Source organism: Micromonospora desertarenae, assembly GCF_056150265.1.
On sequence record NZ_JAXCFQ010000010.1, the window covers coordinates 1 to 26,650 of the forward strand.

General features: G+C 75.3%; 29 protein-coding genes. 15 read left to right on the forward strand and 14 right to left on the reverse strand.

Features of this window, described 5'->3' with window-relative positions:
- Both SM577_RS20495 and SM577_RS20500 read left to right on the forward strand, forming a co-directional pair.
- On the forward strand, nucleotides 1-607 hold a 607-nt coding region (locus tag SM577_RS20495; RefSeq protein WP_474587742.1), incomplete at its 5' end, for a glycosyltransferase family 9 protein.
- Complete coding sequence (locus SM577_RS20500) at nucleotides 591-1,574, forward strand: DNA topoisomerase IB (protein WP_474587743.1); 984 nt, start codon at nucleotides 591-593, stop codon at nucleotides 1,572-1,574. The genes SM577_RS20495 and SM577_RS20500, both read left to right, overlap by 17 nt.
- Before the next feature lie 175 nt (nucleotides 1,575-1,749).
- Here SM577_RS20500 and SM577_RS20505 read toward each other — a convergent pair whose 3' ends face one another.
- The 3 genes from SM577_RS20505 to SM577_RS20515 form a co-directional block, all read right to left on the reverse strand.
- Nucleotides 1,750-2,784: an AraC-like ligand-binding domain-containing protein gene (locus SM577_RS20505; protein WP_302921032.1), complete on the reverse strand. Its 1,035-nt coding sequence runs from the start codon at nucleotides 2,782-2,784 to the stop codon at nucleotides 1,750-1,752.
- 97 nt (nucleotides 2,785-2,881) lie between these two features.
- Nucleotides 2,882-3,886 carry an AraC-like ligand-binding domain-containing protein gene (locus SM577_RS20510; RefSeq protein WP_474582314.1) on the reverse strand — a complete coding sequence of 335 codons (1,005 nt, stop codon included), beginning with the start codon at nucleotides 3,884-3,886 and terminating at the stop codon, nucleotides 2,882-2,884.
- A 72-nt stretch (nucleotides 3,887-3,958) separates the two neighbouring features.
- Nucleotides 3,959-4,711, reverse strand: coding sequence for a TetR/AcrR family transcriptional regulator (locus SM577_RS20515; RefSeq protein WP_302921034.1), 753 nt, complete (start codon nucleotides 4,709-4,711; stop codon nucleotides 3,959-3,961).
- 96 nt (nucleotides 4,712-4,807) lie between these two features.
- Here SM577_RS20515 and SM577_RS20520 point away from each other — a divergent pair, with 96 nt between their 5' ends.
- Nucleotides 4,808-5,770: an ATP-binding cassette domain-containing protein gene (locus tag SM577_RS20520; protein WP_474587744.1), complete on the forward strand. Its 963-nt coding sequence runs from the start codon at nucleotides 4,808-4,810 to the stop codon at nucleotides 5,768-5,770.
- On the forward strand, nucleotides 5,763-6,527 hold the full coding sequence (locus SM577_RS20525; protein ID WP_474587745.1) for an ABC transporter permease: 765 nt from the start codon (nucleotides 5,763-5,765) through the stop codon (nucleotides 6,525-6,527). Before SM577_RS20520 ends, SM577_RS20525 begins: the two co-directional genes overlap by 8 nt.
- A 57-nt stretch (nucleotides 6,528-6,584) precedes the next feature.
- Here the strand turns inward: SM577_RS20525 and SM577_RS20530 are convergent, their stop codons facing one another.
- From SM577_RS20530 to SM577_RS20545, 4 genes are all read right to left on the reverse strand, one after another.
- Nucleotides 6,585-7,088 carry a hypothetical protein gene (locus SM577_RS20530; RefSeq protein WP_474582310.1) on the reverse strand — a complete coding sequence of 168 codons (504 nt, stop codon included), beginning with the start codon at nucleotides 7,086-7,088 and terminating at the stop codon, nucleotides 6,585-6,587.
- A gap of 69 nt (nucleotides 7,089-7,157) precedes the next feature.
- The gene (locus SM577_RS20535; RefSeq protein WP_302921039.1) at nucleotides 7,158-8,789 is read right to left on the reverse strand and encodes a RecQ family ATP-dependent DNA helicase; all 1,632 of its coding nucleotides are present in this window, start codon (nucleotides 8,787-8,789) and stop codon (nucleotides 7,158-7,160) included.
- 193 nt (nucleotides 8,790-8,982) lie between these two features.
- A complete protein-coding gene (locus SM577_RS20540; RefSeq protein WP_302921040.1) occupies nucleotides 8,983-9,933 on the reverse strand; it encodes a TIGR03557 family F420-dependent LLM class oxidoreductase in 951 nt (316 codons plus the stop codon).
- Between the two features lie 100 nt (nucleotides 9,934-10,033).
- Complete coding sequence (locus SM577_RS20545; protein ID WP_255562330.1) at nucleotides 10,034-10,156, reverse strand: hypothetical protein; 123 nt, start codon at nucleotides 10,154-10,156, stop codon at nucleotides 10,034-10,036.
- Between the two features lie 138 nt (nucleotides 10,157-10,294).
- On the opposite strand from SM577_RS20545, the gene SM577_RS20550 reads away from it, so the two are divergent.
- A complete protein-coding gene (locus tag SM577_RS20550) occupies nucleotides 10,295-11,791 on the forward strand; it encodes a glycoside hydrolase family 3 protein (protein WP_474587746.1) in 1,497 nt (498 codons plus the stop codon).
- Between the two features lie 176 nt (nucleotides 11,792-11,967).
- Here SM577_RS20550 and SM577_RS20555 read toward each other — a convergent pair whose 3' ends face one another.
- The gene (locus SM577_RS20555) at nucleotides 11,968-12,255 is read right to left on the reverse strand and encodes a GNAT family N-acetyltransferase (protein WP_474587747.1); all 288 of its coding nucleotides are present in this window, start codon (nucleotides 12,253-12,255) and stop codon (nucleotides 11,968-11,970) included.
- Nucleotides 12,252-13,478, reverse strand: coding sequence for a cysteine desulfurase-like protein (locus SM577_RS20560; protein ID WP_474587748.1), 1,227 nt, complete (start codon nucleotides 13,476-13,478; stop codon nucleotides 12,252-12,254). Before SM577_RS20560 ends, SM577_RS20555 begins: the two co-directional genes overlap by 4 nt.
- Before the next feature lie 152 nt (nucleotides 13,479-13,630).
- On the opposite strand from SM577_RS20560, the gene SM577_RS20565 reads away from it, so the two are divergent.
- The 7 genes from SM577_RS20565 (at nucleotide 13,631) to SM577_RS20595 (ending at nucleotide 18,005) form a co-directional block, all read left to right on the forward strand.
- The gene (locus tag SM577_RS20565; RefSeq protein WP_302921045.1) at nucleotides 13,631-13,996 is read left to right on the forward strand and encodes a hypothetical protein; all 366 of its coding nucleotides are present in this window, start codon (nucleotides 13,631-13,633) and stop codon (nucleotides 13,994-13,996) included.
- 60 nt (nucleotides 13,997-14,056) lie between these two features.
- On the forward strand, nucleotides 14,057-14,878 hold the full coding sequence (locus SM577_RS20570) for a DUF1206 domain-containing protein (RefSeq protein WP_302921046.1): 822 nt from the start codon (nucleotides 14,057-14,059) through the stop codon (nucleotides 14,876-14,878).
- A 79-nt stretch (nucleotides 14,879-14,957) separates the two neighbouring features.
- A complete protein-coding gene (locus tag SM577_RS20575; protein ID WP_474587749.1) occupies nucleotides 14,958-16,154 on the forward strand; it encodes a mechanosensitive ion channel family protein in 1,197 nt (398 codons plus the stop codon).
- Between the two features lie 319 nt (nucleotides 16,155-16,473).
- Complete coding sequence (locus tag SM577_RS20580) at nucleotides 16,474-16,908, forward strand: phage holin family protein (RefSeq protein WP_474582305.1); 435 nt, start codon at nucleotides 16,474-16,476, stop codon at nucleotides 16,906-16,908.
- Nucleotides 16,905-17,249: a DUF3618 domain-containing protein gene (locus tag SM577_RS20585; protein ID WP_302921049.1), complete on the forward strand. Its 345-nt coding sequence runs from the start codon at nucleotides 16,905-16,907 to the stop codon at nucleotides 17,247-17,249. Before SM577_RS20580 ends, SM577_RS20585 begins: the two co-directional genes overlap by 4 nt.
- Nucleotides 17,250-17,257: 8 nt before the next feature.
- The gene (locus SM577_RS20590; RefSeq protein WP_474582318.1) at nucleotides 17,258-17,518 is read left to right on the forward strand and encodes a DUF4235 domain-containing protein; all 261 of its coding nucleotides are present in this window, start codon (nucleotides 17,258-17,260) and stop codon (nucleotides 17,516-17,518) included.
- A gap of 283 nt (nucleotides 17,519-17,801) precedes the next feature.
- A complete protein-coding gene (locus SM577_RS20595; RefSeq protein ID WP_007075740.1) occupies nucleotides 17,802-18,005 on the forward strand; it encodes a cold-shock protein in 204 nt (67 codons plus the stop codon).
- Nucleotides 18,006-18,258: 253 nt separating this feature from the next.
- On the opposite strand, the gene SM577_RS20600 is transcribed toward SM577_RS20595, so the two are convergent.
- On the reverse strand, nucleotides 18,259-18,453 hold the full coding sequence (locus SM577_RS20600; RefSeq protein WP_474582304.1) for a hypothetical protein: 195 nt from the start codon (nucleotides 18,451-18,453) through the stop codon (nucleotides 18,259-18,261).
- A gap of 37 nt (nucleotides 18,454-18,490) precedes the next feature.
- Nucleotides 18,491-19,474, reverse strand: a complete 984-nt coding sequence (locus SM577_RS20605) for an aldo/keto reductase (protein ID WP_302921052.1) — start codon at nucleotides 19,472-19,474, stop codon at nucleotides 18,491-18,493.
- A gap of 84 nt (nucleotides 19,475-19,558) precedes the next feature.
- On the opposite strand from SM577_RS20605, the gene SM577_RS20610 reads away from it, so the two are divergent.
- Both SM577_RS20610 and SM577_RS20615 read left to right on the forward strand, forming a co-directional pair.
- A complete protein-coding gene (locus SM577_RS20610; protein ID WP_474587750.1) occupies nucleotides 19,559-20,353 on the forward strand; it encodes a trans-aconitate 2-methyltransferase in 795 nt (264 codons plus the stop codon).
- Entirely contained in the window at nucleotides 20,350-21,375 is a 1,026-nt protein-coding gene (locus SM577_RS20615) for an adenosine deaminase (RefSeq protein WP_474582302.1), read from the forward strand. The genes SM577_RS20610 and SM577_RS20615 overlap by 4 nt, the downstream gene beginning before the upstream one ends.
- Nucleotides 21,376-22,153: 778 nt before the next feature.
- Here SM577_RS20615 and SM577_RS20620 read toward each other — a convergent pair.
- Together SM577_RS20620 and SM577_RS20625 are read right to left on the reverse strand one after the other, a co-directional pair.
- The gene (locus tag SM577_RS20620) at nucleotides 22,154-23,551 is read right to left on the reverse strand and encodes a HAMP domain-containing sensor histidine kinase (RefSeq protein ID WP_474582301.1); all 1,398 of its coding nucleotides are present in this window, start codon (nucleotides 23,549-23,551) and stop codon (nucleotides 22,154-22,156) included.
- 29 nt (nucleotides 23,552-23,580) lie between these two features.
- On the reverse strand, nucleotides 23,581-24,270 hold the full coding sequence (locus tag SM577_RS20625) for a response regulator transcription factor (protein ID WP_302921056.1): 690 nt from the start codon (nucleotides 24,268-24,270) through the stop codon (nucleotides 23,581-23,583).
- A gap of 73 nt (nucleotides 24,271-24,343) precedes the next feature.
- On the opposite strand from SM577_RS20625, the gene SM577_RS20630 reads away from it, so the two are divergent.
- Nucleotides 24,344-25,264: an ADP-ribosylglycohydrolase family protein gene (locus SM577_RS20630; protein WP_302921057.1), complete on the forward strand. Its 921-nt coding sequence runs from the start codon at nucleotides 24,344-24,346 to the stop codon at nucleotides 25,262-25,264.
- A 91-nt stretch (nucleotides 25,265-25,355) separates the two neighbouring features.
- Here SM577_RS20630 and SM577_RS20635 read toward each other — a convergent pair whose 3' ends face one another.
- Entirely contained in the window at nucleotides 25,356-26,471 is a 1,116-nt protein-coding gene (locus SM577_RS20635; protein ID WP_474582299.1) for a YcnI family protein, read from the reverse strand.
- Between the last annotated feature and the right edge of the window lie 179 nt (nucleotides 26,472-26,650).

Genomic DNA, 26,650 nt, shown 5'->3' on the forward strand with positions numbered 1-26,650 from the left:
AATCGACCGCTGGTGCCGCCTACTCGCCTGGTACGACATCCCCACCGACCGCACCGACCTGCACCTGCACCGCCCCCCACCCGACGGCATCCCGACCGGCGTCACCGTGCTGCACCCGGGCTCCAAGGTGGTGGCGAAGCGGTGGCCGCCCGAGCGGTTCGCCGCGCTGGCCCGCGCGCTGGCCGACCGCGGGCACCGGGTGGTGGTGACCGGCAGCGCCGGCGAGCGGAGCGTCGCCGAGCGGGTCGCGCGGCTCGCCGGGTTGCCCGCCGACGCGGTGCTGGCCGGCGAGACCGACCTCGGCGACCTCGCCGCGCTGGTCGCGTACGCCCGGCTGGTGGTCAGCGGTGACACCGGCGTGGCGCACCTCGCCACCGGCTACCGCACCGCGTCGGTGGTGCTCTTCGGCCCGGTGTCCCCGGCCCGGTGGGGGCCGCCGCCGGGCCGGCCGTGGCACCGGGTGATCTGGGCCGCGAGCAGGGATAACCCGGGCTGGGACGGGGTAGGAAGCCACCCGACGTTGGCGGCCATCGGCGTCGATGAGGTGCTGGCCGCCGTGGCCGAGGTGGAACGGGCGGTGCGGGTCTCCGGTGCGGTTGCGGCGTAGTGATCCGGGCAGGCCGGGGTACGGGCGTCGCCGGCGCGGCAAGGGCTGGCTCTTCGTCGACCCGGCCGGCGAGCCGGTCCGTGACCCCGACCAGCTGGCCCGGCTGCGTGAGCTGGTCATCCCGCCGGCCTGGCAGGACGTCTGGATCTCGCCGTACCCCAACGGGCACATCCAGGCCACCGGCATCGACGCGGCCGGGCGCAAGCAGTACCTCTACCACCCGGTCTGGCGGCAGAAGCGGGACGAGGCGAAGTTCGACCACGTGCTGGAGGTGGCCCGCCGGCTGCCGGTGCTGCGCAAGCGGGTGACGGAGGACCTTCACTGCCGGGGCCTGTGCCGGGACCGGGTGCTGGCCACCGTCACCCGGCTGCTGGACATGGGCATGTTCCGGGTCGGCAGCGACCAGTACGCGGCCGGTGACGACCCCACCTTCGGGGTGGCCACCCTGCGCCCGGAGCACGCCCGGTCCCGGGGTGGCTGCGTGGTCTTCGAGTTCCCGGCCAAGGGCGGCATCGAGCAGGTCCGCCGCATCGAGGACCCGGAGCTGTGCCGGGTGCTGACCAACCTGCGCCGCCGGCGGCGGCGGGCGGACCGGCTCTTCGGCTACTGGGACGGCCGGGACTGGCGCGACGTACGCAGCGACGAGGTCAACGACTACCTGCGCGACGCCAGTGGCGGGGAGATGACCGCGAAGGACTTCCGGACCTGGCACGCCACCGTGCTGGCGGCGACCCAGCTCGCCACGGCCGGGGCGCAGCGGTCCGCGACCGCCCGCAGGCGGGCGGTGGCCGGGGTGATGCGGGAGGTCGCCGAGCTGCTCGGCAACACCCCGACGGTGGCCCGCACCTCCTACGTCGACCCGCGGGTGGTCGACCTCTACCACGACGGCGTGATGGCGCCGGTGGACCCGGACGCCCCACGCGAGGAGGCCGAGCGGGTGGTGCTGGAGCTGCTCGAGGAGGCCTGACCGGCTCCGCCGGCGGTCCTGGGGGAGGCGCGGCGGAGCCGGGGTCAGGACGTCCTTCCGGACGGACACCGGGCGGCCGCCCGCCGCCGCCACGGACGGCGGGCGCCTCGCCACGGCCCCCGTTCGCGGGCGACCGCGCCCGGCGGCAGCGCCGGTGGGTCGACCGCGTCGGGGCTCAGTCTGCCGGGTCCGAGTTGACCGCGGACGCCGAGCGGTTGACGATCCGTGCCGGCTCGGTCCGCGAGCTGCGCCAGGTCTGCGGCGACATCCCGTGGGCGGCCCGGAACACCCGGCTGAAGTGGGCCTTGTCGGGGAACCCCCAGCGCGCCGCGATGGCCTGGATCGGGTGCTGGCGCAGGGCCGGGTCGAGCAGGTCGTGTCGGCAGCGGGCCAGCCGCAGGTCGCGCACGTACCCGGCGACCGTGGACTCCTCGGCCTCGAAGAGCCGGTGCAGCGTCCGCAGCGAGATGTGGTGGGCGTCCGCGATCACCTGGGGGCTCAGCGTCGCGTCGCCGAGGTGCCGCTGGACGTACGCCTGGATCTGGGTGAGCAGCGCCCGGCGGCGCGCCTCGGCGGGGATGGCATCCTCGGCCACCAGGTGCCGGCCGAGCATGGTGGACGCCAGGTCGAGCCCGATCGTGCCGAGCCGGGCGGCGTCGCTGGCGTGGTACTGCTCCGGGTGGGTGGCCACCTGGAGCAGGTACTGGGCCAGCAGCGCGCCGATCCCGTCGGTGCCGGACATCCGGCCCCCGAGCAGCGGGGTCAGCCGCTGCGGGGTCAGCGGCAGCGCGCTGTGCGGGATGATCGCCACCGTCGAACTCGCCGGCCGCAGGCCGTCGTCGGCGCCGTGGTGGCTGACGTCGTGCGGGCGTGAGCCGTCGTAGAAGGTGAACTCGCCCGGGCGCAGGGCGCTGCGCCGGCCGGCCTGGCCGGCCGCGCTCTCGCCGTCGACGGTCAGCGCCAGCAGGTAGCACTCCGGATCGGACTGGCGGACCAGCTTGCGGGTGCGGGTGGCCTCCAGCGAGGGGTACCGGTACGTGGCCAGCTGGATCGGCCCCAGCTCGATGAACTCGGCCCGGGCCGGGAAGTCGTGGGCGTGCTCGGTGCGGATCCGCAGCGGTGCGGTGGAGCGTGCGATCAGGTCGAGCCACACGCCGAACCGGTCGGCCGGCGGCACGTGCGTGGTGTCGACAGTGCTCTGGTGCAGCATCCGCACTCCCTCCCCGTCGCGGCACCTCATTGTCCACGCCCGGTCCGTCCGCTCCCGGCCGGCCGGCGCCGCTGTTGACCATCCGTGCCGTCGGGGGTCAGCCCGGAGGCGGGGACCCGCCTCCGTGCGCCTCCCGGTAGGCCCGCGGGCTCAGCCCGTACGCGGCCCGGAAGCTCCGGCTGAAGTGCGCCTTGTCGGCGAAGCCCCAGCGCCGGGCGATGAGGTGGACCGGCTGCTGGCGCAGCAGCGGATCGGTCAGTTCGCGCCGGCACCGGTGCAGCCGGCGGCTGCGGATCAGGCCGGCCACCGTCTCGTCCTCGGCCTGGAAGAGCCGGTGCAGCGTGCGGAGCGAGACGTGGTGGGCGTCGGCGACCAGTTGCGGACCGAGCGCGGGGTCGTCGAGGTGCCGCTCGATGAAGTCGCGGACCTGGCTCAGCAGCGCCCGCTGGCGGACCTCCACCGGCAGCCGGTCCTCGACGTCGAGGTGGCGGGCCAGCAGGGCGGAGACCAGGCTCACGGTGACCTCGGCCAGGTAGGGCGCGTCGCCGGGCCGGAACTGCTCGGGATGCCCGGTGACGTGGTGCAGGTGCCGGGCCAGGAGCAGGCCGGGGCCGTCCGAGCCGGACATCCGGGCCGCGGTGAGGTGGGCCACCCGGTCCGGGTCGAGCGGCAGCAGCGTACGCGGGACGACGGCGGTGACCGCGCCGGCCGGGGCGTCCCCGCCGGCCGCTCCGGCGTGTTCCAGCGTGTGCGGCCGGCCCCAGTCGATCAGGGTGAAGTCGCCGACCGGTATCGCCGCCCCGCGCCGGTCGGCGCTGATCGACGACCGCCCACTGGTGGTCAGGGCGACCTGGAAGACCTCCGGGTCCGCCTGGCGGATGAGCCGGGGGGTCCGGCGGCCCACCAGCGACTGGTACCGGAACCGGGTGATCGCGACACCGCCCAGGCCGACCGTCCGGGCCCGGCCGCGGAAGTCGTCGGCGTGGTCGCTGGTGAGGGCGACCGGCGCGGAGGCCCGACCGGCGAGCTCCACGAACAGCGGGAAGCGGTCGGCGGGTGGCACCACGGTGGTGTCCACCATCTCCACCTGAAGCGCCGCCATGCCGATCTCCTCGCCTGGTCCCGGCACATTCTCGTGCAACCCGTCGGGCCGGGCCAGCCGGGCGGCCGGGACTCAGCCGGCGGCCCGGCCCGCGACGAGGACCTCGACGCCGTCGAGCAGCCGGTCCAGGCCGAACCGCCACTCGGCGTCGAACTCCTCGGCGTTCTCGACCACCGACTCGGTGAGCAGTTGCCGGATCTCCGGGTAGGAGCCGCCCCGGGTGAGCCGCTCCAGCCGCTGCCAGTAGCGCACCCCCAACTCCTCGGCGCTCTGCCCGGCCCGGGCCGCCGCCTCGGTGATGTCGGCGGTGAGGCTCGCCCAGTTGCGGGCGTACCCGCTGACCAGCATGACGGTGGAGACGCGCTCGTCGGCGCGCAGTCCGGTGCCGCGCAGCGCGGCCAGCCCGTGCTCCAGCCAGCGCACCCCGTTCGGGCCCATCGGCGGGCCGCCGACCGGCACGTGCCGGATCCACGGGTGGCGGTGGATGGCGGCGATGTTGCCGGCGGCCCACCGGGCCAGCGCCGGCCGCCAGCCCTCGTCCGGCCGGCGGACCTCCGGCGGTGGCCCGTACGCGGCGTCGGCCATCAGTTCGAGCAGGTCGTGCTTGGCCGGCACGTAGCGGTAGAGCGACATGGTCGCCACACCCAGTTCGCCCGCCACCCGGCTCATCGACACCGCGGCGAGGCCGTCGGCCTCGGCGACCCGGATGCCGGCGGCCAGCACCTGCTCCAGGGTGAGGCTCCGCTTCGGCCCCTTGCCGGGGCGTTCCCGCAGGCCCCAGGCGAGCTCGATGCTCTCGGGCAGGTCGACGTCGGAGTCGCTCATCCTCACCTCTCGGTCCGGGGTTGACCGTCATCCTAGCTTCTGCGTATGGTCTACGCATTAAAGCGTATGCCATACGCAGAACACGGAGGGTGAGACATGACAGCGCCTCCGGCGGTGGAGACCGTCGACCTGTGCAAGTCGTACGGCGGCGTCGCCGTACTCGACCGGCTGACCATGCGGGTCGCCCGGGGCACCGTCCACGCGCTGCTCGGCCCGAACGGCGCGGGCAAGACCACGACCGTGCGGATCCTGGCCACCCTGATCGCGCCCGACGGCGGCACCGCCCGGGTGGACGGGCACGACGTGGTCCGTGACCAGCGGCGGGTACGGCGGGTGATCAGCCTCGCCGGCCAGCACGCGGCCGTCGACGACGGCCAGACCGGCCGGGAGAACCTGGAGATGATGGCCCGGCTGACCGGGTGCAGCCGGGCCGCCGCCCGCCGCCGCGCGGGCGAACTGCTGGAGCGGTTCGACCTGGTCGACGCGGCCGGCCGCCGGGTGGCCACCTACTCCGGCGGGATGCGCCGCCGGCTCGACCTGGCCGCCAGCCTGGTCGGCGAACCCTCGGTGATCTTCCTCGACGAGCCGACCATCGGGCTGGACCTGCGCAGCCGGCAGGCGCTCTGGGAGGTGGTCGGCGAACTCGCCGGGGCCGGGGTGACCGTGCTGCTGACCACCCAGTACCTGGAGGAGGCCGACCGGCTCGCCGACCGGGTCGCGGTGCTGCACGGCGGCCGGCTCGCCGCCGAGGGCACCGCCGCCGAGCTGAAGCGCCGGTACGGGGCGCAGCGCCTGCACCTGACCCTGCGCGACGCGGCCGGCTACGCCGCGGTCGACCGGGGACTCGGCGACCGGGTGACGCACCGGGACCCGGCCCGGCGGGAACTGGAGGTGGCCACCGACGGCGGCGCGCCGGGTATCCGCGACCTGCTCGACGAGGTGGACCCGGACCGGCGGGCGGTGGCCGCGTTCACCGTCCGCAGCGCCACCCTCGACGACGTCTTCCTCACCCTCACCGGGCGACCGGTGACCGCCGACCGGGAGGTCACCCATGTCTGAGCTGACCGCGCGGCGCGCCGGCACCCCCGTGATGATCGGGCGCTGCGTACGGCTGTCCCGGCGCAACGTCGACGCGCTGCTCACGTCGCTGCTGCTGCCGGTGATCCTGATGGTGCTCTTCGTCTACCTGTTCGGCGGCGCGATCGACACCGGCACCGCGTACGTCACCTACGTGGTCCCCGGCGTGCTGCTGCTCTGCGCCGGCTTCGGCGCGGCCGGCACGGCGGTGAGCGTGACCACCGACCTCACCAACGGCGTGGTGGAGCGGTTCCGCACCATGGACGTCAGCGCCACCGCGATCCTCGCCGGCCACGTGGTGGCCAGCGTGGCGCGCAACCTGGTCTCCACCGTGCTGGTGCTCGCGGTCGCGGTCGCCATCGGCTTCCGGCCGGCCCGCGACCCGCTGAACTGGCTGGCCGCCCTCGGCGTGCTGGTGCTGTTCCTGCTCGCCGTCTCCTGGCTGTCGGCGGCGTTCGGGCTGCTGGCCCGCACGCCCGAGGCGGCCAGCGGGTTCACCTTCCTGGTGATGTTCCTGCCGTATCCGAGCAGCGCGTTCGTCCCGGTGGAGACGATGCCGGGCTGGCTGCGCGGGTTCGCCGACCACCAGCCGGTCACCCCGGTCATCGAGACGCTGCGGGCGCTGCTGCTGGACACCCCGGCCGGCGCCGCGCCGGCTCGGGCGGTGGCCTGGTACCTCGGCATCCTGCTGGTCTCGATGGCACTCGCCGCGGCGCTGTTCCGGCGGCGGGTCGGCTGAGGCACGGCACGACGGCGGCGCCGGACCCACGGTCCGGCGCCGCCGTCGTACGTCCGGTCAGTCGTTGAGGACCTGCGCGAGCCGGTCCCGGAACCGGCGCTCGGAGTCGCTGACCACGTCCCCGCCGAGGCCGAGGATGCCGCCGGTGGACGCCGCGCCCACCACCTGGTCGGCGATCTCCACCAGCCAGTGCTTGTACGCCCCGGCCTGCCCCTCGTCCACCCGCTGGGCCAGCAGCGCGGCGGCCGCCTTGGCCCGGGCCAGCACGTCGTCGATCATCGCCTGCGGGTCGGCCGGCTCGATCACCGGCAGCTCCTCGCCGGCCTCCGGGTCGCCGACCCGGGTGACGATCTCCCCGGCCACCGCCGCGACCAGCGGGCTGGCCGACTCCCGGCCGGCCGAGACGGTCTCCAGCCCGGCCGCGTTCTCGGCCCTGGTGCGCCGGGTGCCGTCCGACTCGGCGGCGCTCGCCGCGGTCAGCACCGACTGCGGCAGGCCGACCAGCAGCCCCCACTCCTCGTCGGAGAAACCGAAACCGGTGTACGCCGGCTGCTCGATCACGGCAACGCCCCTTCCGCCTGTCCTGCTCGTCGTTCACGTCCGTGGGCCCGGCGACGGGCCCGGCTCAGGCTAGTCCAGGGTCAGCAGGCCCTGTTCGGACACCACGCTGACGGACAGCGTCTTGTACCCCACCTCGTCGAAGAGAACCGTCATCCGGTCGTCGTCGTAGCTGAGCACCAGCCCGGGCCCCCACTCCGGGTGGCGTACCTGGCTGTGCACCGGGAACGGCCCGACCGCGCCGTTGTCCGGCGTGCTGGTGCCGGCGTGGCAGTTGTCGCAGTGCCCGCACACCTGGGTCATCTGCTCGCCGAAGTAGGCGAGCAGGGTCTGTCCCCGGCACGCCGTGGTCTCGGCGAAGGCCCGCATCATGTCGGTCCGGGACCGGGTCACGCTCTGCTGCCGTTCCGCCTCGGCCAGCGCGGCCGCCGCCGCGTCCACCGGGGTGGGTGAGTAGCGGGGTGCGCCGATCCGCTGCCGGCCCCGCGGCTCGGCCGCGCCGACCTGCTCCAGCAGGGCCAGGTACTGGCCGAGCTTGCGCGGTCCGAGGCCGGTCAGCTCGCGCAGCTCCTTCTTGCTGGTGGGTTTGCGCCGCAGCAGCGCGGCGAGGTCCCGCAGCTCGGTGGTGTCGGGCAGGCCGCCGGTGAAGAACCGTTGCAGCCCGACGTCCTCGGCCTGCCAGAGCAGCAGCACCCGGGCCGGTTCGCCGTCCCGGCCGGCCCGGCCGATCTCCTGGAAGTAGCTGTCCGGCGAGTCGGGCAGTGCCATGTGGACCACCCAGGCGATGTTCGGCTTGTCGATGCCCATGCCGAACGCCGAGGTGGCCACCATGATCGGCACCCGGTCGGCGAGGAACGCCTCGTGCAGCTCGGCGCGGGCGCCGGCCGGCATGCCGCCGTGGTAGTACTGCGACGGGAAGCCGGCGTCGGTGAGCCGGCCGGCCAGCTCCTCGGCGGCCCGCCGGGTGGGCACGTAGATGATCCCGGGCCGCTCGTCGTCGCGGAGCAGGGCGAGCAGCCGCCGCCACCGGTAGTCCTCGGTGGGGCAGTGGGCGACCTCCAGGAACAGGTTGGGCCGGTCCAGCCCGGAGACCACCACCTCCGGGTCGCGCAGCCGCAGCCGGGTGACGATGTCGTCGCGTACCGGCGGGGAGGCGGTGGCGGTCAGCGCGACCACCGGCGGCCGGCCGATGCCCTCGACGAGGTGGCCGAGCGCCAGGTAGTCGGGGCGGAAGTCGTGGCCCCAGGCGGAGATGCAGTGTGCCTCGTCGATCGCCACCAGGCCCGGGCCCAGCGACCGCACCTCGGCCATCCGATCCGGGTTGGCGAGCTGCTCCGGGGTGATGAAGAGGAACTCCGCCCGGCCCGCGCGGATCTCGGTGATCGCCTCCGCCTGCTGGGCGGGCGTCTCGTCCGAGCTGATCCGCACCGCGCGCAGCTCCGGCCGCTGCCGTTCGTTGAGCGCCGCGATCTGGTCCTGTTGCAGGGCCAGCAGCGGGGAGATCACCACCGTCGGGCCGGGGATCAGGCTGGCCGGGATCTGGTAGATCGCCGACTTGCCGGCGCCGGTGGGCAGCACCACCAGGGCGTCGCGTCGCTTCATCACCGCGCGCATCGCGGCCAGCTGGTTGGGCCGCAGCGTGGTCCAGCCGAACAGGTTGCGCGCCGCGCGGCGCAACGTCATCGAGTGCGTGGTCAGCTTCATCGAGGGCCGGAGGTACCCGGGCTGATCACCGGCGAAACGCCGGCCCGGTGTGGCGTGCGCGGCAGGCCGGAACCGGGGGCACGGACGCCGGACGGCCCGCCGGCGCGGCGTCGGCGGCAGGCGGTCACGCAGCCCGGAAAGCGCGCGGTCCCGGAACCCCGCCGGCGGGGTTCCGGGACCGGGTGGCGGCGGGTCAGCGCAGCCGGGGGAGCACCTCGCGCTGGTAGAGGTCGAACAGGCCGGCCGAGTTCGGGCCGGTGTTGGCCACGTAGACCTCGTCGAAGCCGGCCTTGGCGTACCGGTCGATCATCTCCAGGTGCGCCTCGGCGCTGTTGCCGCAGACGAAGGACTCCTTCATCATCTCCGGCTGGACCAGTTGGGCGGCCTGCTCGAAGTGCCGAGGCGAGGGCAGCACCTGGGACAGCTCGCCCGGCACCCCGGCGTTCGGCCACCGCTCGTACGCGATGCGCATCCCCTCCTCCTCGCTGTCCGCGTACGCCGCCTTGAAGCCGGCCTGGCACGGCTTGTCGCCCCCGCCGCCGTCGCGGAACCGCCGGACCAGCTCGGCGTCGGGCATGGTGCTGACGTAGCCGTCGCCGATCCGGGCCGCCAGGTCGACCGCCTTCGGGCCGAAGCCGGAGACGTAGACCTTCGGCGGCGCCTCCGGCAGCGTGTAGATCCGGGCGTGCTCGACGGTGTAGTGCCGGCCGTGGTGGTTGACGAAGCCGCCCCGCCACAGCTCCCGCATCACCGCGACCGCCTCCTCCAGCATCTCCAGCCGCACGTCGGCCTGCGGCCAGGCGTCGCCGAAGATGTGCTCGTTGAGCGCCTCGCCGGAGCCGACGCCGAGCACGAACCGCCCGGAGTGCAGCACCGCGCTGGTCGCCGCCGCCTGGGCGAGCACCGCCGGGTGGACGCGCACGGTCGGGCAGGTGACAGCGGTGGTCACCGGCAGCCGGCAGACCTGGCTGAGCGCGCCGATCATCGACCAGACGAAGGGGCTCTGCCCCTGCGCGTCCACCCACGGGTGGTAGTGGTCGGAGATCCACAAAGCCTCGAAGCCGGCCCGTTCGGCGCCGCGCGCCTGCTCCAGCAGCTCGGCCGGCGTGAACTCCTCACAGGACAGGAAGTATCCGATCTTCATGGTTCCCCCTCGCCGCGTCGCGGTCGCGCCACGCACTGGTCAACGAGGGAACCGGTACCCCGGCGACCGCCGGCCACACCCGGCGGCGCCGCGGCGGCGGTCAGCGCCGGAACATGGCCCGGATCGCGGCCAGCAGCAGCAGGCCGCCCACCACCACGCCGAGCAGGCGTACGCCGGGGACGTCGGCCGGGCTCGTCGCGTCGGCCAGCAGCGCGGGATCCATCCCCGCACTCTCCCCAGCCGACGGCCGGAGGGCAACTGTAAGGTTTATTGACTATTTGACCGACCGATGTGACCATGGCAGCACCGCCGCCGGTGGCGGGGCCGCCACGGGCGGTGCGACGGGGGTACGGGGGGCTGCATGATCGAGCGAACGGGCAACCTGGCGGCACTGGCCTCCGCCGTCCTGCAGCCCGGATTCGTCGGCACCACCCCGCCCGCCTGGATCTGCCGCTGGCTCGGCGAGGGCCTCGGCTCGGTGGTGCTCTTCGCCCGCAACGTGGTCGACCCGGCGCAGGTCGCCGCGCTCACCGCCACCCTGCGCGCCGAGCGGCCGGACGTCATCGTCGCGATCGACGAGGAGGCCGGCGACGTCACCCGGATCGAGTCAAGGCTGGGCAGCTCCCGTCCGGGCAACCACGCCCTCGGCGCGGTCGACGACCCGGCGCTGACCGAGGAGGTCGCCCGCGACCTGGGCGGGGAACTCGCCGGGCTCGGCATCACCCTGGACTACGCCCCGGACGCCGACGTCAACTCCAACCCGGCGAACCCGGTGATCGGCGTCCGGTCGTTCGGCGCCGAGCCGGACCTGGTCGCCCGGCACACCGCCGCCTGGGTCCGGGGGTTGCAGGCCGGCGGGGTGGCCGCCTGCGCCAAGCACTTCCCCGGGCACGGCGACACCCGCGTCGACTCCCACCACGACCTGCCCCGGATCACCGGCGACCGGGCCCGGCTGGACGCCGTGGAACTGGCCCCGTTCCGGGCCGCCGTGGCCGCCGGGGTGCAGGCGGTGATGACCGGTCACCTGCTCGTCCCCGCGCTGGACCCGGAGCTGCCGGCCACCCTCAGCGACCGGATCCTCAGCGGCCTGCTCCGCGACGAGCTGGGCTTCAGCGGCGTGGTGGTCACCGACGCGGTCGAGATGCGCGCGGTCGCCGACCGGTACGGCTTCGCCGGCGCGACGGTCCGCGCACTCGCCGCCGGCGCCGACGCGATCTGCATCGGCGGCGAACGGGCCGACGAGGGCGCCGCCCGGGAACTGCGCGACGCCATCGTCGCCGCGGTGGTCTCCGGCGAGCTGCCCGAGGAGCGCCTCGCCGAGGCGGCCAAGCGGGTCGGCCAGCTCGCCGCCTGGACGGTCGCCGCCCGCGCCGACCGGCCGCTCCGGACCGCCACCGGCGCCGAGGGCTCGGCGGTCGGGCTGGCCGCCGCCCGCCGGGCCCTGCGGGTCACCACCACCCCCGCCGGTCGCGACGCGCTGCCGCTGGCCGCCGCCGCGTACGTGGTGGAGTTCGAGCCACCGCGCAACATCGCCATCGGCGCGGAGACCCCCTGGGGCGTGGGCGCCCCGCTGGCCGACCTGCTGCCGGGCACCACCACCGTCCGCTACGCCGAGGCCACCGTGCCCGCCGACCCGACCGCCGCCGCCAGCGACCGGCCGGTCGTGCTGGTGGTGCGCGACCTGCACCGGCACGACTGGATGCGGGCCGCGGTGGACCGCGCGCTGGCCGCCCGGCCGGACGCGGTGGTGGTGGAACTGGGGGTGCCCGCGCTGGTCACCGGCGCGGTGCACGTCGCCACGCACGGGGCCACCCGGGCCGGCGCCCGCGCCGCCGCCGACCTGCTCGCCGGCCGCTGACCAGCCGCCGGACCGGGCTGGCCCCGCCGACCGGGGTCGACGTGCCGGGGTGGCGACGGCCGTACTGGGAACGAGTGTGAAACCTCAGCGTCATCAAGATGACCCTGCGGCTGTCGGGCGACCTGCCGGTCGGCGACGACCCGGCCCGGCGCGCCGCCGCGGCGGGGCCGAGCCGGTCAGGGGGCCTCGGTGACCAGGTCGGCGTACTCCGGGTGGCGGTCGATGAAGGCGGCCATGAACGGGCACCGGGGCACCACCCGGCCACCGCGTTCGCGCACCTGGTCCAGGGTGGTCCGGACCAGCGCCGCGCCCACGCCCATGTTCTGGAACCTCGGCTCCACCTCGGTGTGGGTGAAGACCAGCGCCTCGCCGCGCGGGACGTAGGCGGTGAACCCGGCCAGCGCGTCGTCGACCAGGATCTCGAAGCGGTGCTCGGCGGGATTGTCCTCGACCAGGGTGCTCACCCGGCCATTCTGCCCCCGCCGCCGGCCAGCCGGCCCAGTTCAGTGAGCAACCGGTCCACCTCGTCGGCGGTGTTGTAGTGGTAGATGCTGGCCCGTACCGCCCCGCCGCTGTCGCGCAGCCCGAGCGCCTGGAAGTACTCGTAGGCGTAGTAGTCGCCGGCGGTGAGGCAGCAGCCCGCCTCGCCCAGCGCGGCCTGGGTCTGCGCCGGGGAGAGCCCGTCGACGCGGAACGAGACCGTCGGGCAGCGGCGGGCCGGCGCGGCGAGCACCCGTACCGCCGGCAGCGCGGCCAGGCCGGCCAGCAGCCGGTCCAGCAGCGACTCCTCGTACGCCTGCGCGGCGGCGAGGCTGGCCCGCAGCCGCTCCCGCCGGGTGCCGGCGGCGGCCGGGTCCAGGCCGGCCAGGTGGTCCACCGCGGCGGCGACCCCGGCCAGCAACGGGAAGCTCGGGGTGCCGAACTCGAAGCGGTCCGGCACGGCGTCCGAGGAGGGCAGCAGCTTCGCCGGGCGCAGCCGTTCCCACCGGGCCGGGTCGGCGGCCATCGCCGCCAGGTGCGGGCCGGACCACTTGTAGGCGCTGGTGACCAGGAAGTCGGCGCCCAGCGAGGCGATGTCGGTGGGGCCGTGCGGCACCGCGTGCACCCCGTCGACGCAGACCAGGGCGCCCACCGCGTGCGCGGTCTTGGCGATCGCCGCCACGTCGGGGACGGTGCCGACGGCGTTGCTGCCGGCGGTCACCGCGACCAGCCGGGTCCGCTCGCCGACCAGGTCGGCGTACTGGCCGGCGGGCAGGTCGCCGGTGTCCCGGTCGAACTCCGCCCAGCGCACCGTGGCGCCGGCCGCCTCGGCGGCCTGCACCCACGGGCGCACGTTCGCGTCGTGGTCGAGCCGGGAGACCACCACCTCGTCGCCCGGGCGCCAGCCGGCGCCGAGCGTCCGGGCCAGGGTGTAGGTCAGCGCTGTCGCGCTCGGCCCGAGCACCACCCCGTCGGGTTCGGCGCCGAGCAGGTCGGCCACCGCGGCGCGGGCCGCCGCCACCAGTTCCAGCGACCGCCGGCCGGGGGTGAACGCGGCGCTGCGGTTGCCGGTCGCCGCCCGCATCGCCGCGCTCACCGCGTCGATCACCGGGGCGGCGGTCTGGGTGCCCCCGGCGCCGTCGAAGTGGGCGAAGCCCTCGGCCAGGGCGGGGTAGGCGGCCCGGGTCCGGGCGATGTCGAAGGGCATGCCGGGACCCTAACCGACCCGGCACCAGCGCCCGCGTGGGCCGGCGGGAGCGCTCGTCGCCGCCGCCGCCCCCGGCGGTCGTCGAGGGCGGCCGGGCGTCCGTGATCACCGCAGACCGGCCGGGGTCGCCGGCGTCTCGTACCCTTGGCGGGGTGACGAACCGAAGCGTTGACTTCCCGCTGACCCCCACCCGCCGGGCCGCCGGCCTGTTGGCCGGCCTGGCGCTCGGCGTCGCCGTGCTCGCCGGTTGCAGCTCCGAGGGCGCCTCCACCGACTGCGGGCTGGACGCCTGCACTGTCACCTTCGACCGCGGCGTCGACGCCAGCGCCACCATCCTCGGCGTCGAGGCGAAGCTGGTCGGCGCCGAGGGCGACCGGGTGACCGTCGAGGTCGCCGGCGAGCAGTTGACCCTCACCACCGGCCAGCAGGCCACCGAGGTCGCCGGCTTCTCGGTGACCCTGGAGAGCGTCACCGACCAGGAGGTCAAGATCCGGGTGGCGGGCAACTCGGGGAGCTGATCCGGCCGGGCGGCGGTGGCCCGACGTTTGGAAATCTTCGCGTTCGGTGATTGTGGCGCCATGTCACTCACCTGGAACGCGGAAGCCACCGCCGCCCGCACGGCCAACAGCCGGTGGCTCGAACTACTCGCCCGGGTCGGCTTCATCGGCTACGGGGTCGTGCACCTGCTCTTCGCCTGGTTGGCGCTGCAGATCGCGTTCGGCAACTCCGCCGACGACGGCGACCAATCTGGTGCGCTGCGCACCCTCGCCGCCCAGCCGCTGGGCAAGTTCCTGGTCGTCGCGATCGCCGTCGGCCTGCTCGCCATGGCCATCTGGCAGGCCCTGGAGGCGGCCGTCGGGCACCGCGTCGAGCGGGGCAAGGAACGGGTCTGGGAGCGGCTGGCGTCGCTCGGCCGGACCCTCGTCTACCTCTACTTCGCTTGGACCGCCTACAAGGTCTTCTCCGACGCCGGCTCCAACAGCGCCGACCAGCAGGAGGCGCTCACCGGGCGGGCCATGGAGTCCAGCGGCGGTCGCTGGCTGGTCGGCCTGGCCGGGCTGGTGCTCGCCGCGATCGGCGTCGGCCTGGTGATCTACGGCCTGGTCAAGCGCTTCGAGAAGCACCTCAAGCTCGGCGAGATGCGACCCCGCACCCGGCAGCTGGCCCGCCGGCTCGGCATCGCCGGCTACGTCGCCAAGGGCATCGCGTACGGCATCGCCGGGCTGCTGGTGATCGTGGCCGCGGTGAACTACGACCCGGAGAAGGCCCGCGGCCTGGACGCCGCGCTGCGTACGCTGCGCGAGCAGTCGTACGGCCAGGTGCTGCTCACCCTGGTCGCCCTGGGCATCGCCGCCTTCGGCATCTTCTGCTTCCTCCAGTCCCGCTACCGGAAGGTGTGAACTGGTCGACTTCGGGTCAGCCGGGCACCATTGGGCCTTTGCCCGTAGCACCACAGCCCGGTCGGAGGGAGTAGTACCTGTGCAGAGTTACCTCGGGACGATCGTCGCCGCGCTCGCCGCGGCGGCGGTCGCGCTCACCCTGGTCGAGGTGGTGCACCGGGTGATCCGCCGGCTCGGCCGGCGCTCGCTGCTGATGACCGAACTCACCGACCACGCGCACCGACCGTTCCAGGTGGCCGCCACCGTCCTCGCCGTGCAGTTCGCCGTCCGGTTCAGCACCGGGTACGCGGTCGGTGCCGAATGGCGCCAGGTGCTGCTGCACCTGCTCGTGCTCGCGGTCATCGCCAGCGCGGCCTGGCTGGTCGCCGCCCTGCTCGTGGTGGTCGAGGACACCGCGCTCGCCCGGTTCCGGGTCGACGTGCCGGACAACCGGCACGCCCGCCGGGTGCGGACCCAGGTGGTGATGCTGCGCCGGCTGACCATCGCGGTGATCGTCGTACTCACCGTCGGCGTGATGCTGATGACCTTCCCCAGCGTGCGCGGCATCGGCGCCGGCGTGCTGACCTCGGCCGGTGTCGCCGGTGTGGTGGCTGCGCTGGCCGCGCAGAGCCTGCTGGGCAACGTCTTCGCCGGCCTCCAGCTCGCCTTCAGCGACGCGGTACGCCTCGACGACGTGGTCGTCGTCGAGGGGGAGTGGGGCCGGATCGAGGAGCTGACGCTGACCTACGTGGTGGTCCAGATCTGGGACGACCGGCGGCTCATCCTGCCCACCTCGTACTTCACCAGCACCCCGTTCCAGAACTGGACCCGCACCGAGGCGGCGGTGCTGGGCACCGCCGAGTTCGACGTGGACTGGGCGATCCCGGTGCAGGCGATGCGGGAGGAGCTGCGCCGGCTGGTGGAGAGCAGCGACCTGTGGGACGGCCGGGTCTGCGTGCTCCAGGTGACCGACGCCACCGGCGGCACCATCACGGTCCGCGCGCTGGTCAGCGCCGCCGACGCGGGCAGCCTGTGGGACCTGCGCTGCCTGGTGCGCGAGCACCTGGTCGCCTGGGTGCGGGACCAGCGGCCCACCGCCCTGCCCCGGATGCGCGCCGAGGTCGGCGACGCCGGCGGCGGCCTGCCGTGGCAGTGGGTGCAGCCGCGCCGGCCGGTCCGCCGCCGGGTGGAGGGTGACCTGCCCGACGACGCCCGGGTCTTCGGTGGCAGCGACGACGGCGACGCGCGCAGCGAGGCCTTCGTCGGCCCGGAGGAGCCGGTCGACGCCCGCCGCTGACCGGCACCGCTCCCGCCCCACGAGCCCCCGGCCGCCCCGCGGTCGGGGGCTCGCCGTGCCGGCGGTCGTGACCTGACGGGGTGGGGGGCGTTGGGAGGGGTGGGCATGGATGGTGCCGCCTGCGCGGGGCGCGTCCAACCCGCCGGCTCGGGAAGTTTGACCGGGCCATTCGTGGGGACGCTGCGCGACGCCGCTGATCCCGCGCGCCGGCACCGGCCGGTACGCGGACGCGGTGGTCCGGGCCCTCCGGCGGTCGCACCCAGGATTGACGGGCGGCGACTCCGGGCATACAGCGCGGTGATGATGAAAGGAGGACAGCATGGCTGACGTGGCGAACGCCCGCACATCCCGCAACGGGAGCGAGCCGTCCACCGCCGAGCTGGTGCAGCGGGCCACGGAGCAGATCTCCCGGCTGGTCCGCGACGAGCTGGCGCTGGCCCGGGCGGAGCTGGCCCAGAAGGGCAAGCACGCCGGCATCGGCATCGGCCTCTTCGGCGGTGGCGGGGCACTGGCGCTCTACGGTCTCGGTGCCCTGGTCGCCACCGCGATCCTGCTGCTGGACCTGGCCATGCCCGCCTGGCTCGCCGCCCTGATCGTGGCGGTGGTGCTCTTCGTGGTGGCCGGCGTCCTCGCCCTGGTGGGCAAGAAGCAGGTTAGCCGTGCGGTCCCGCCGGTGCCCGCGGCCACGGTGCGCAGCGTCCGGGCGGACGTGGACACGGTCACCGCCGCGGTGAAGGACAGGGGACGCGGATGACCGGCAACGGCAGGGGCCCCGACACCGAGGCGCTCCGCGAGGAGATCCGGCGGACCCGGGTCGAGCTGGGCGAGACGATGGAGGCGCTGGCCGCGAAGGCCGACGTCAAGGCCCGCCTGCGGTCGTCGGCCGACCAGGCGAAGGAACGGATGCGCGAGCAGGCGGCACAGACCATGGCCCGGGTGCGCGGGCAGGCGGCGCAGAAGGCGCAGGTCGCCCGGACGCAGGCGCAGCAGCGGGGCCAGGCGGTGCGGCGCAACCCGGCGCCGCTGGCCGCACTGGCGGCCGGCGCGGTGGCCGCCGCGATCGTGTTGTTGATCATTCGGGGGAGGCGTCGGTGAGCAGGGGTATCAACAGGGCGGCGTACAAGCCGGTCGGCGTGTTGCTGGGCCTCGCCGCCGGTACCGTCGCCGGCGTGATCTTCCGGCAGGTCTGGAAGCTGACCGCGGGCGACGGCGAGGCGCCCAGCGCCACCGACGAGGACCGCGGCTGGGGCGAGGTGCTGGCCGCCGCGGCGTTGCAGGGCGCCATCTTCGCCGTCGTCCGGGCCGCTGTGGACCGTGGCGGCGCGGTCGGCGTACGCCGGCTCACCGGTCAGTGGCCGGACTGAGGCGTTCGCGTGGGGGCCCCGAGCCGGTCGGCGAGGGGGCCTTTCGCATGGTGGTAAGCGCCCACCCAGCGGATCTCCGGCATCCGTCAGGTCACATGTCGGAGAATTTCGTCGGGTAGGCTGTGCAGAGTTTTTGCGTACGTGGTTTGCTGTTCCACGCTGTTGCGAGATGGCGTGGGTTGAGAGAAGTCTCCTTCGTGGGGGCCGCCTCAGGCGCCGCTGCTCGAAAACGGCCAACCGGCCGCACGGCGTGCTCGGCCGCCAGTTTTAGAAGGAGATACACATGGCGCAGGGAACCGTGAAGTGGTTCAACGCTGACAAGGGCTTCGGCTTCATCACCGTCGACGGCGGGGGTGCTGACGTGTTCGTCCACTTCTCGGCCATCCAAACCAGCGGCTACCGCACGCTGGAGGAGAACCAGCGGGTGGAGTTCGAGATCGCCCAGGGCCAGAAGGGCCCGCAGGCTGAGCAGGTCCGCCCGATCTGAGCAGCGCCGGCCGGCGCCCGTCGGCCAGTGGGTGATCCGGCCCCTCGGATCGACGCGAAGCCCCGTATCCCCAGGGATGCGGGGCTTCCCGCGTCTCCGGCCGCGTCGCGTCGGCGGACCGCGCGCCGTCTGACCCGGTCACAGCGGGCCGGTTCGGGCAGGCCCGGCCGGGACGGCCCGGGTGGCGGCCGGGCCGGGTCGCGGGAGGCCGTGGGGCGGGCCGGGGTCGCGGGAGGCCGCGGCGGCGGCCGGGTCAGCGCCGGCGGCGGACCCGCAGGCCCCACCAGAGCACGACCAGTCCAACCAGGACGACCACCGGCCCGACCACGGCCCAGACCCGCTGGTCGGTCATCACGCTGTCGTCGACGTACCCCAGGCCCTGCACGGTCCAGATCGCGCCGACGACCACGGCGAGCAGGCCGAGGGTGAGCCGGAACCAGCCCCTCACCGTCGTACCCCTTCCCGGCGGCGGTCGGCGCCCGCGCTCACCACCGGTCGTGCACCTGCGGCCGGATCAGCTCGTCGTAGACCTCGCGCACGGCGGCCTGCTCGGCCGCCGACAGCGGCGGCAGGCCGGCCACGGCGGCGTTGCGTGTGGCCTGCCCGGCGTCGCGGGCGCCGGGGATGACCACGGTGACCCCGGGCTGGTCGACGACCCAGCGCAGCGCGAACTGCGCCATGGTGCGGCCGGTGCCGACCAGCGGCAGCAGCCGGCGGACGGCTTCCAGGCCCAGTTCGAAGTCGACCCCGGAGAACGTCTCGCCGACGTCGAACGCCTCGCCGTGCCGGTTGTAGCTGCGGTGGTCGTCGGCGGCGAAGGTGGTGTGCTCGTCGTAGCGGCCGGAGAGCAGCCCGCTGGCCAGCGGCACCCGGGCGATGATGCCCACCCCGGCGGCCGTGGCGGCCGGCAGCACCCGCTCCAGCGGCTTGAGCCGCAGCGCGTTGAGGATGATCTGCACGCTCGCCACGCCGGGTCGGGCGATCGCGGTGAGCGCCTGGTCGCAGGTCTCCACGCTGACCCCGTAGCCGGCGATCCGCTTCTCGGCGACCAGGGTGTCCAGCGCGTCGAAGACCGCGTCGTCGGCGAAGACGGCGCTCGGCGGGCAGTGCAGCTGCACCAGGTCGAGGGTGTCCATGCCGAGGTTGGCCCGGGACCGGTCGGTCCACTCGCGGAAGTTCGCCAGGGTGTACGCCTGCGGCGTCTGCGGCACCCGGCGGCCCATCTTGGTGGCCACCGTCAGCCCGGCGTCCGGGCGCTCGCGCAGGAACCGGCCGATCAGTTGCTCGCTGCGCCCGTCGCCGTAGACGTCGGCGGTGTCCAGGAAGGTCACGCCGGCCTCGACGGCGGCGGTGAGCACGCCCGTCGCGTCGTCCTCGCTGACCGTGCCCCAGTCGGCGCCGAGCTGCCAGGCGCCGAGGCCGATCACGCCGACGTCCCGGCCCAGCCGGTGGAAGGTGCGCTGCTCCATGTCGGAGAGCCTAGTGAGGTCCTTGCCGGCCCGCCCAACCGGCCGTACCGTAAACAAGACGGACGTACGGTTTGGGAGGCTGGCATGTGGGATCCGACGACGTACCTGCGCTACGGCGACGAGCGCTCCCGGCCGTTCCACGACCTGCTCGCCCGGGTGGCGGCGGACCGGCCGCGCGCGGTGGTCGACCTCGGCTGCGGCCCCGGCCAGCTGACCGCCACCCTGGCCGCGCGCTGGCCGGCCAGCCGGGTGGTCGGGCTGGACTCGTCGCCCGAGATGGTCGAACGCGCCGCCGCGCTGGCCGCCCCGGTCCGCTTCGCCGTCGCCGATGTACGGGACTGGCGCCCCGACCCGGACGTGGACGTGGTGGTGGCCAACGCGGTGCTCCAGTGGGTCCCCGGTCACCAGGAGCTGCTCGTCCGCTGGGCCCGGGAGCTGCCCGCCGGGGCGTGGCTGGCGGTGCAGGTGCCGGGGAACTTCGACGCCCCCTCGCACCGGGCGCTGCGCGAGGTCGCCGGCCGGCCGGCCTGGCGCACCGAGCTGGCCCCGCTGCTGCGCGAGGCCCCGGTGGACGATCCGGTCGACTACGCCCGGCTGCTGACCGGTGCCGGCTGCGCGGTGGACGCCTGGGAGACTACCTACGTGCACCTGCTGCCGGCCCGCGCCGAGGCGGACCACCCCGTACTGGCCTGGATGGAGGGAACCGCGCTGCGGCCCGTCCGGGCCGCCCTGGACGCCGCCGGCTGGGCGGACTTCCGGGCCGAGCTGGGGGTACGCCTCGCCCAGGCGTACCCGGTACGGCAGGGTCAGGTGTACTTCCCGTTCCGCCGCGTCTTCGTCGTGGCCCGTACCGGCGCCCGTGCCGAGGAGAACCTGTGACCGACCTGCCCACGTTCATCGCCGGACTGCCCAAGGTGGAGCTGCACGTGCACCACGTCGGCTCCGCCTCGCCCCGGATCGTCGCCGAGCTGGCCGCCCGCCACGAGGGGCGCAGCCCGGTGCCGGCCGACCCGGCGGCGCTGGCCGACTACTTCGCGTTCCGCGACTTCGCCCACTTCATCGAGGTCTACCTCAGCGTCGTGGACCTGATCCGGGACCAGGACGACGTCTGGCTGCTCACCCACGAGGTGGCCCGGGAACTGGCCCGCCAGCAGGTCCGCTACGCCGAGCTGACCGTCACGCCCTACTCGCACGTGCACCGCGGGATCCCGGCCCCGGCGTTCTGCGAGGCGATCGAGGACGCCCGCAAGCGGGCCGCGGCGGACTTCGGCATCGAGCTGCGCTGGTGCTTCGACATCCCCGGCGAGGCCGGCCTGCCGGCGGCCGAGGAGACCCTGCGGATCAGCCTGGCGGAGAAGCCGGACGGGTTGATCAGCTTCGGCCTGGGCGGCCCCGAGATCGGCGTGCCCCGGCCGCAGTTCAAGCCGTACTTCGACCAGGCCCGGGCGGCCGGGCTGCGGTCGGTGCCGCACGCCGGGGAGACCACCGGCCCGCAGACCGTCTGGGACGCGCTGCGCGAGCTCGGCGCGGAGCGGATCGGGCACGGCATCTCCGCCGCGCAGGACCCGGAACTGCTCGGCCACCTGGCCGAGCGGCAGATCGCGCTGGAGGTCTGCCCGACCTCCAACGTGCGCACCCGGGCCGTGGCCAGCCTCGACGAGCACCCGCTGCGGCGGCTGGTCGAGGCCGGGGTGCTGGTCACCGTCAACTCCGACGACCCGCCGATGTTCGGCACCACCCTCAACGACGAGTACGCGGTCGCGGCCCGGCTGCTGGACGTCGGCCCGGAGGGGTTGGCGGCGCTGGCCCGCAACGCGGTGACCGCCTCGTTCCTCGACCCGGCCGGCAAGCAGCGGATCGACGCCGAGATCGACGCCTACCTGGCCACCCACCGCGGCTGACCGCCCCGGCCACGCCACCGCCCGGCGGCGCCGCGCCACCGCCCGGCGGCGACCGCGCCCTGGCCGCTCGCCGCGGCCACGATCGCGCAAGAACAGGGATGGAGTGGCCTTCCCGCCGCCGGAGGCCACTCCATCCGTGTTCGAGCGTGACCTTCACCGACACGGCCGGCAGCGGCCCGGGTCAGGGCGGTGCCGGCGGGTGGGCCTGCGCGGTGGACGCCGCCGGGGTGGGGGTGGAAGAGGTGGGCGCGCGGCGGGAGCAGGTGTGGGGGGACCGTTTCTCCCGCCGCGCGCACGGCTCCACCGGCGGTGGGTGCACGGGGCAACATTCCGGTGGAACTGATGGGTTCGTACTGATCGTGACAGTCCCGGGCCGGCGCGGCGGCGCCGTTAACCGAGACCTAAGGAAGACTTGCGCCGCCCCACAGCCGCCGCCCCGCCGGCAGCACCCGGCCGGAGCCGGCGACGGTTCGTCCGGCGGCTGGAACCCGGGCGGCGACGGACGCCGCCGGCCCAGCCGGCCGCGCCTGCGGGCCGGTGCCGCCGGCTGCGCCTGCGGGCCGGTGCCGCCGGTTGTGCCTGCGGGCCGGTGCCGTCGGCTGCGCCTGCGGGCCGGTGCCGTCGGCCGCCGACCTGCCGCCAGCGGCCGGCCGGAGCCGGCGAGCGTTCATCCGACGCCACTCGACGCCGCCTCGCCCGCGTTCGGGTGCATCTGTTGTCGTTCCAGCGACAACAGATGCACCCGAACCCAGCGCGGGTGCGGTCGGTGGCCGGGACGTCAGCCGGCGGAGGGGCGCTGGCGGGGCCAGCGGCGGCCGGCGCTCTTCTGCTCGCGCGCCTCCCGGGCCATCCGGCCGACCAGCCCGAACCGGTTGACCTGGCGCGGCGCCGCCTCCGGGTCGGCGAGCAGCATCACCACGCTGGCCCCGCCCAGCCGGGCCCGGTCGATGCTCACCGAGCCGTTGGCCTGCAACGCCACCCGCTTGGCGATGTCCAGCCCGAGGCCGGTCGAGCCCTGGTCGCTGGCGCCGCGGCGCAGCGCCCGGTCGGGGTTGGCGATCCCGGGTCCGGCGTCGTCGATCCGGATGGCCACGTAGCCGTCCCGCCGGGACACCGCCACCTCGAACGCGGTGCCCTGGGGCGTGTACCGGAACACGTTGCCGATCACCGCGTCCAGCGCGGCGGCCAGCTCGGCCCGGGGCACCGGGGCGGGGATGCGCAGCTGGGCGCCGATCACGCGGTGCGGGCGGTTCTGGTCGCCGGCGAGCGCCGCCCAGAACACCATCCGGTCCCGGACCACCTCGCTGACGTCGCACATGGCCGGCCCGGTCTCGTGGGCGACCGCCTTGCGGGTGGTCTTGATCAGTACGTCGATCTCGCCTTCCAGGGTGACGATCGCCTGGCGGATCCGGCGGATGGTGCGCCGGCGGTCCAGTTCCGCCTCGCTGAACGTGCCCACGCTGGTGTCGTCGGACTCCAGCGCCTCGGCGTCCAGGCGCAGCACGGTCAGCGGGGTGCGCAGCCGGTGCGACAGGTCCGCCACCAGCTCCCGCTCGTCGGTGCGGGAGACCACCAGCCGGTCGGCCATCCGGTTGAAGGCGTGACCCGCCTCGGCCAGCTCGCGCGGCCCGCTCGGCTCGACGCGTACGCCGAGGTCGCCGTCGCCGACCGCGAGCGCCGCCTTGGCCAGGCCCTGGGCCGACTCGACGGCCCGCGCGGCGACCCGGTCGACCACCAGCACCGCCGCGCCGGTCAGCGCGGCGGCCACCCCGAGCAGCAGCAGCCAGCGCCCGGCGAGGCCACCGTCCGACTCCGGCACGAACACCTCGACCACTGCCGTCCGGTCGCCGAGCACCACCGGGTCGAGCCGGACCACGCCCCCGTCCACGTCGGCGACGAGCGAGCGGCGCTCCGACCGGGCCCGGTCCAGGTCCGCCGGGCGGGCCCGGGCGGCCGACTCGTCGAGGCCCAGCCCGTGCACCACCGGCCGGGTGGCCGGGTCGTCGCCGCTGGCCTGCACGGCGCGCAGCACCACGGCCGGGTCGGTGCTGACCGCGAGCGCCCCGGTCACCAGCGCGCCGCGCCGGGCGGCGTCCGCCACCGCCTCGTCCCGGGCCCGGTCGTCGAGGACCGTGCCGAGCGGAATCAGGAAGGCGAACGCGGCCAGGGCCGACATGCCGGCCGTGAGCAGGGCCAGCGTGATCCTCAGTCCGGTGCCACCAGCCGGAAGCCGACCCCCCGCACGGTGCGCAGGTAGCGCGGCTTCGCCGCGGACTCGCCCATTTTGCGGCGCAGCCAGTACAGGTGAACGTCGATGGTCTGATCCTCGCCGACCGATGGCTGCCGCCATACCTCCTCCAAGAGCTCCCGGCGGGACACTACCCGGCCCGGACGTGCGGCGAGATACGCCAGCAGGTCGAATTCCTTGCGGGTCAGCGCCAGGGGCTCACCGTCGAGGTGCGCGCTGCGCTCGCCGACGTCCACCCGGAGCCCGCCGACGACGTGCACGGCCGGCTGGACGGTCCGGCTGGCCCGGCCGGCCCGGCGCAGCACGGTGGTGATCCGGGCGTCCAGGTGGGCGCCGGTGAACGGCTTGACCATGTAGTCGTCGGCGCCGGCGCGCAGCAGGCGGACCACGGACTGCTCGTCGTCGCGGGCGGTGGCGATGATGATCGGCACGTCGGTGATGCCGCGCAGCATCCGCAGCGCGTCCGAGCCGTCCAGGTCGGGCAGGCCGAGGTCGAGGACGACGAGGTCGGGTGTCTCGGCGGCCACCCGGCGCAGCGCGTCCAGCGCCGTGCCGACGGCGTGCACGGCGTGCCCCCGGTCGGCGAGGGACCGCAGCATCGCGCCGCGTACGACGTGATCATCTTCGACCAGGAGCACGGTGGCCACAGCAAGACGGTACTGCCCGTGGCAAGTTGATCGCGTTGCGGCGCTCCTGCCAACCCGGCAAGCTGGTACAACGATGTCCTTCACCCTCTTTTCCGACACCCGCCTGGCCCTCGCCCGGGACAGCCTCGCCGGTCTCTCGGTCGGCGACGCGCTCGGCTCGCAGTTCTTCGTCCCCGGCCGGCGCCCGGCCGACCTGGCCGCCGGGAAGCTCCCCCCGCCGCCCTGGGAGTGGACCGACGACACCGAGATGGCCTGCTCGGTGGTGGCCGCCCTGGCCGACGCCGGCCGGATCGACCGGGACGCGCTCGCCGCCGCGTTCGCCGAGCGCTGCGAGCCCTACCGGGGGTACGGGCCGGGCGCGGTGACCATCCTGCGGCTGATCCGCACCGGCACGCCGTGGCCGGTGGCCGCCGCGTCCGCGTTCGACGGGCAGGGCTCGTGCGGCAACGGCGCGGCGATGCGGGTCGGCCCGCTGGGCGCGTGGTTCGCCGACTCGACGGCCCGGGCGGCGGCGCAGGCCCGCGCCTCGGCCGAGGTGACCCACGCCCACCCGGAGGGGATCGCCGGGGCGGTCGCGGTGGCGGTGGCCGCCGCGCTGGCCACCCGCGCCCGGCTGGACGGGTACCGCCCGGCGCCGGACCGGCTGCTGGCCGCGGTGGCCGCGCTGCTCGACCCGGGCAGCGAGGTGCACCGGGGCGTACGCCGCGCGGTGGACCTGCTCGGCCGGCCGCTGCCGGCGGTGGTCGACGCGCTCGGCAACGGCTCCCGGGTGACCGCCCAGGACACCGTCGCCTTCACCCTCTGGGTGGCCGCGGTGCACCTGGACGACTACCCGGCGGCGATCCGCGCCTGCGTCGAGGCGGGCGGCGACGTCGACACCACGGCGGCGATCGCCGGCGCGGTGGTGGCCGCGCACACCGGGGTGGGCACCCCGGGTGGCGTGCCGACGCAGTGGCTGGCCGCCCGCGAGCCGCTGCCGGACTGGCTCGGCTGACCGCGCGGGCGTGGTGCTGGTCCCGCTGCTGATGATCGGCATGCCGCACCGCCTTTAGCGCGGATCCGTGCGGGGCGCCGGTCGGCCTGGCTCAGATGGGCGCGGAACCGCGCAGGGCGCCGACCGGTGGGCGCGATCCCGCATCCGCGTCGCTTCGCACCGGCTCGGCCGGCCGGGATGCCGGGCCGTCCGCACCGGCGGGTTTCGGGCCGCCCTCGGCCGGTGCCGGGCTCCCGTCGGCGGGTGTCGGTTTGCGGTCGGCCGGGACCCCCGTGGTCGGGTCGGCGCCCAGCGGCGCCGCCGCCCGGGTGTCGGCCGTCGTCCGGCTGCGGGCCGCCGGCTGGCGGCCGGCCGCCGCGGCCTGGCTTTCGGCCGCCTCGATCCGGGGGCCGGCCGCCGCGACCGGAGTGTCGGTCGCCGCGGCTGGTTCCTCGTCGAGCACGGACCGGTCGATCGGGGCGGTCGGCTCCCGGCGGCGCCACCGGCTCGCCAGCCAACCGATCGCCGCTCCGCCGCCCAGCCCGGCGAGCAGCCCGGCGGCGAGTAGGGCGTCGGCGTTCCCGCCGCCGTCCGTCCCCGCCGCCGGCGCGCCCCCGGCGGAACCGGGCGCCGTGACCCCGGCCTCCGCCCCGCCGGGCGGCGGAGCGGCGTGCCCGCCGTGCCCGGCGACCGCCCCGGCGGCCGCGGGGGACAGGGTCAGCACCGGCGCCCGGTGTGCCCCGGCCGGGTCGGCCCAGCGGACCACCGTGCCGTCGGCGTACGTCTGGATCACCTGGAAGGTGAGCCGGTCCACCTGCGGCAGCGGCCCCATGGAGAGGGTGAGCCGGGCCGGCGCGGTGCCCGATCCGGGCATCCGGGTCCAGGTCACGGCGCTGGTGACGGTGTCCAGCCGGACGCCGTGCAGGCCGGTCACCGGCTGGTCCAGCCGGCGGGAGGTGATCCGCGGTGCCCAGCCGTCGACCGACATCGGGTACACCTCGGCGATCGGCGCGTCGGCCGGCAGCCGGACCTCGACCCGGTCGGTCCGGGTGCCGGGCCGTTCCTCGGGCACCACGAACTCCAGCTTCACCGCGTCGCCCTGGCGGGCCTGCGTCGGGTTGGTGGTCACGTCCGCCGCGTCCGCCGTGGCGGGCCAGGTCAGCACGGCGGCCGCGGCCAGGGCGGCCACCGCCCCGGCCCGACGGCCCAGGCCGCGTGTCATCGCCATCTTCGGGTCCCCATCCGTCTCCGCGCGGCCGGCACCGGTTTCCGGCCACACCCGGTAGTTCGGATCGCGCGCCGGAATGGTTCAACGTGCCCGGTGCCCGGTGCCCGGTGCCCGGTGCCCGGTGCCCGGTGCCCGGTGCCCGGTGCCCGGTGCTCGCGGTGTCCGCTGGCGCCGGGCGG